Here is a 4957-nt window from a genome sequence, read left to right on the forward strand (position 1 = left end):
ATATTAACAATGCATTGAACAAAACACAGCAATTGAAAAAGCTCATTGACGATTTGTTTGAATATACCCATCTGACGAGCGGTGCTGCACGATTTTCTTTCCAAACGATCGACTTAATTGGCTTACTGGATCAAATCATTATGGAATTCGAACCGATCGCGCAGGAGTACAAACTAACCGTTGATAAAGTGTGGGAATTGAAACAAGTTTACGGAACCGTGGATGTGGAGAAGTTCGTTCGGACCATCGATAATTTGCTGATGAATGCACTAAAGTTTTCTTATAGACCTGGTGAAATTACGGTGCTTCTGTCTGAACACGAAGATCATATTTACATCGCGGTTGAAAACCAAGGCAAGCCGATCAATAAGGAGCAAGAGCATTTATTGTTTGAACGTTTCTATAAAGCGGAACCTTCGCGAAATGATTTTTACGATTTTTACGTTCCGCAGGGCTCTGGCCTAGGGCTGTCGATAGCCAAAAACATCGTAGAGCTGCACGGAGGGCGTTTGGGTTTAGAGCATCATGAGGGTTTTTTTAAATTTTTCATCGAAATTCCACGATCTCGTACAGAATGATAGAGATATTCTTGTGTTGCTCCATATTTTTTCTTTAATCAGGGGGGAGCTGGAAAATCTGGAAAAGTAAAATGAAAAGTACATTAGATAAAGAAATCGATTTATTCTCAAGTTACTCAACAGTATTGAGTGAACTTATGTGATATATCTTTCGGCATCCCCACTATGGGCAAAAAGTAGACTGCCACAGGTTGGAAAGTAAAAGGAAAAGAGGAACAGAAGGAGTACACCCAAAGATGAAACAGCTCGTCTGTTTGGCGGTTATGGCTATACTGTTGAGTTCGTGTGTGACTGAAAAATCGCAGGTTGCGACTAAGAACGCATTGGAAGAAAACATAGACATCGTCTTGGATTCATCGAATAGCTGGACTACCAGCCGATTGGAGGGAATCCATGGAACCGGCTGGATCTCCGATCATGAGATACAGTTTGAGCAATCAGTGAAAATCGGGACAAACGAACAACATGAGCAAAATATAAAGATACGATTGGGATTAAGGATATCATCTCCGGAGAGGTAAGAGGAGAAAAACCTAGCATTTCCTACGATGTTTATGCGGTGTCTCCCGACGGCAGGCGTATCTATGTGAAGCAGAATCATATGGAAGACGATAATCTGGTTGCCGAGCATCGGATAATTAGCAGAAATGGCGGAGAAACGAAGGACATTGCCAATCAGGCAGTTGCTGGCAGCGCCGTATGGCTGGATAATGAGCATGTATTGTACATGGGTGGAATTGGTGATGGGGGCGTCGTACAGATTGGTTTGCAGGGGAAGATTACGCCGATGCCTGCATTAAATCAATTGATGGTACCCAACTACGTAGAGCAGGTAACGAAAATAGGCGAACGCTTGTACTTTGTAGAAGTTGGTGGATTAAGTTATATCGAAATGTCACAGCTGGATAATCCTGTACTGCATACGATAAATGATGAGAATGTGAATCGATTCTATCCCTCTCCAGACGGTCATCAGATAGCTGTTGTAACAACAGAGTTCGGCAGCCAATCCGAGAGGATGAAAAGTGAGCTTCTGCTGCTGGATCCAGATGGAAATCCCATAGGGGATCAATTGGAGTCAGGGGAATATTTCTACAATATATCTTGGTCACTTGATCAATCGAAATTAACTTATGTCGTGACGAAACACTACCCCGACAAATATGAGGTCCATGTGATCGATATGAAGAGGGTCGAAAACAAGATGATCTACAAAAGCGGCAATCAAGTGGCGGGCAGCGAATTGTTCTGGAGTCCAAACAGCAAACTAATGATGTTCACTGTTGACCAATCCCATTCAACTTTGGAATCGAAGCCGGAAACGATTATTTACAAATTCAACTGATCCACTATCCACTGGACAAGCTAAAGATTATTCAACTAACGGGAACAGATAGTGCAATACACGAGAACCAGTCTAACACTTTAATTTCGTGTTTTGACTGGTTTTCGTTTATTAGTATTGAATAGTCTAAGACTTATTTATTAAATTCAAACGATTTTCACTCATACAAACTGAATCAAATCAACATCGTCAGTCTAATACTTTTTTCTTTATAACACTTGCCAGATCCAGCTCCTGCTATTACCCGCGTCGACCCATCTCCATGACGGACAGATTCAACTTGCTGCTGGTTAAGAGGAGTGCCTGCTTCCTCGAGCGAACGGAAAAATGGGGCGTCAGCCTCACTTTTATTTACAAACTCAAAGCTGGTACGGACTCAGCTGAGTTAGATCAGTAGTCCAACTTTTTTTCGCTCCAACTGGGTCAGGATAAAATTCTGTATGCCTGGCCATCCCATTCCCCCTCTCGCCTTATATAGTAAAGATAATTACTAAATGAATAAGAATAGAATTTCCTCCCCCCTAATAAGACACATGGTTTCATCATTACTGGATGTAGGGGACTCGGTACGTGCCGGCAGGAGATGTACTTTGATATCAAATAAAAAAAGCCACCCTCTAATGGGCAGCGTATATTGCGTATTTGTTGCATAATCAGTTACTGGATTACAGCAAAGCATTTCAGGCGGTTTGTATCTTCTATAACATGAGATTCATGATTTCTTCGTTTTCTTCCACTCTTCATGGGATGCAGCGAGCTTCTTCCAGATACCGTCCTTTTCCGCACTGTCATACTGCACCAGATGCTCTCCGAAAGCATCCCCCATAATCTCCAGCCAACGGGCTTTGTCTGTTATTTCGGATTTTACTGTACCATGCCGGTCGGTTTGGCTAAAGATGCATCCTCTTAACTCGCTGCTTACGTTTGCGGTCCGGTTCCGGATTAGCAGCATATTGACCCATGTCGATTCTGTGTTTGTGCTTAAATAGTCATGATTCGCTTGAAAAGGCTCCATGCTGGTTATGGCGGCAGAATGATAGTCAACGCCTGCATATGGGGCCGCAGGATGGTTATCCAAGCGCCAGCCGCCRGGGTCTACCATCGAACGCTTAAGCACATAAGTAAATGGACCTTGTTCATACACGCCGACGGATAGGAGAAGAGGTTCATAGGGCATATCTCCGAGACCAACATCGACAAGCCATGATTCACGATCTGATTCCGGAAGGGAAACCATCAACCCCAAGTGAAAATGATCAATGCGGGGCTCCTTGGCATGTGCCTGAACGCCTGCCGGGTGAATAGCCACCCGATAGCCTAACGATCGAAGCAAAGTGTAGAATGCACTATTTAGGTGAAAGCAATATCCGCTTCGGTCTTGCAAAATGAGCTTCACGGAATGAAGAGGATCGATGGAGCTGGGCTTTCCGGCGAAGGCATCCAGCGATTGCCACGGAATTTTGGCAACGTGTGCCCGATGAAGATCAAACAAAAAGGACTTCGTGGGCGGCTGAATATCGGATATCCCAAGCCTAAATAAATACTTCTTAATCTCAACTATAGTCAATAATTCGTTCATCAACTAGCCACCACCATATTATTCGAAAATATCCAGTACAGAACATGTGTTCTTTAAAGAGTATATAGCGCATGGAACGAATTGTCAATTTTAAGCTGAGATCCGGTGTCTGATTAACTAGTAGCGCTGAAGGTGACGCAGATGATTCGCAGATTCAAGCGTCATAAGCAGTTAGCTGGAGGTCAGGTCTTCCAGTTATTTCGTACTAGTGGATTCAGTAATCAAAAATAACTGGAGGTTTTCATTACTTATGGAACGGAATACCGGCTTAATCGTTCTTTAGCTTGCCGTCCGCTGTAATCGGGATCACAAAAGTCGAAGCCAATCAGGTCAGGGAGGATGGGCAATCGTTACAGCTAGAACCGCTAATCTATGAGACGATAAAGCGATTCGAAATCCTAAATCCTAAGTTCGCATTCGTAGAGAATACAGAAGCAATTAAGGATGTAATATTACTTATGAATCCATTGCATCTGGAACAAATTCTGATGATTATTTTGGATAATGCAGTTAAATACTTGTCCCTTCATAAACGAATTATTATCGAAGGGAACATCTCGAACAATAAGGTGCACATTGTTGTACAAGACCATGGCATCGGTATACCAGAGATAGACTGACCTCACGTATTTGATCGATTTTATCGGGTGGATAAAGCTCGAAATCACGAGATTGCTGGGAATGGGTTAGGTCTTGCGATCGCCATGCAGCTTGTTCAGAATTATCAAGGCAGCCTTTCAATTTCAAGTGTAGAAGGGGAAGGAACCCGCTTAGAACTGACATTTCCAATTCATGAGATTATATAATCATAGGATTCTCATTTTCTTCTCATATTTATCAGATAAAGTTGGATTATGCTGCCGCGTCCTATTTCAGGACGAAATACACTTCCTATCTTAATAAGATTTTCCTTACTTGGTATTCTTATTAAATTTTAATGAAGTGCCTGTACAATAAGAATTCGAATTGAAAAAGAAAAGGAAGAAGGTCTTACGGTGAGTAAATCATTATCATTGAATCTGAATCAAGTGAAAGGCATAGCAGCTAAAGTGCCAGAAATAACACTATATTTTTGGATCACGAAGCTATTAACGACCGGAATGGGAGAGGTAGCTTCAGATTATTTATTTGAACATTTAAATCCACTTATTTCGGCTCCTTTAAGCGTTTTTATTTTTATTATAGCTATGATATTGCAATTTAAAGTAAGCCGTTATATACCAGGCGTTTATTGGTTAGTTGTCGTGATGGTTAGTATATTCGGGACAATGGCTGCAGATGTGGTTCGCGTTGGATTAGGAATTCCATATATGGTTTCGACGATCTTCTTTATTGTAGCCCTCGGTGCCATCCTCTTTACTTGGTATTCCAAAGAGAAAACACTGTCGGTCCACAGTATATTCACTCGCCGCCGCGAGATCTTCTATTGGCTTACTGTAATGACAACATTCGCAC

At 42.1% G+C, this 4957-nt stretch carries 4 protein-coding genes and 1 pseudogene; 4 read left to right on the forward strand and 1 reads right to left on the reverse strand.

The window, feature by feature from the left end; genetic code table 11:
* Both AC1DUA_RS23085 and AC1DUA_RS23090 read left to right on the forward strand, forming a co-directional pair.
* A partial coding sequence (locus AC1DUA_RS23085; protein ID WP_477501998.1) for a sensor histidine kinase occupies nucleotides 1-578 on the forward strand: 578 nt, incomplete at its 5' end.
* A 586-nt stretch (nucleotides 579-1164) separates the two neighbouring features.
* A complete protein-coding gene (locus AC1DUA_RS23090) occupies nucleotides 1165-1923 on the forward strand; it encodes a hypothetical protein (protein ID WP_477501999.1) in 759 nt (252 codons plus the stop codon).
* 712 nt (nucleotides 1924-2635) lie between these two features.
* On the opposite strand, the gene AC1DUA_RS23095 is transcribed toward AC1DUA_RS23090, so the two are convergent.
* On the reverse strand, nucleotides 2636-3502 hold the full coding sequence (locus tag AC1DUA_RS23095; protein WP_477502000.1) for an arylamine N-acetyltransferase family protein: 867 nt from the start codon (nucleotides 3500-3502) through the stop codon (nucleotides 2636-2638).
* Between the two features lie 458 nt (nucleotides 3503-3960).
* Between AC1DUA_RS23095 and AC1DUA_RS23100 the strand changes: the two are divergent.
* Together AC1DUA_RS23100 and AC1DUA_RS23105 are read left to right on the forward strand one after the other, a co-directional pair.
* Nucleotides 3961-4308, forward strand: a pseudogene (locus AC1DUA_RS23100) (sensor histidine kinase).
* Nucleotides 4309-4497: 189 nt separating this feature from the next.
* On the forward strand, nucleotides 4498-4957 hold a 460-nt coding region (locus tag AC1DUA_RS23105; RefSeq protein WP_477502001.1), incomplete at its 3' end, for a COG4705 family protein.

Source organism: Paenibacillus sp. 01T422, assembly GCF_056398785.1.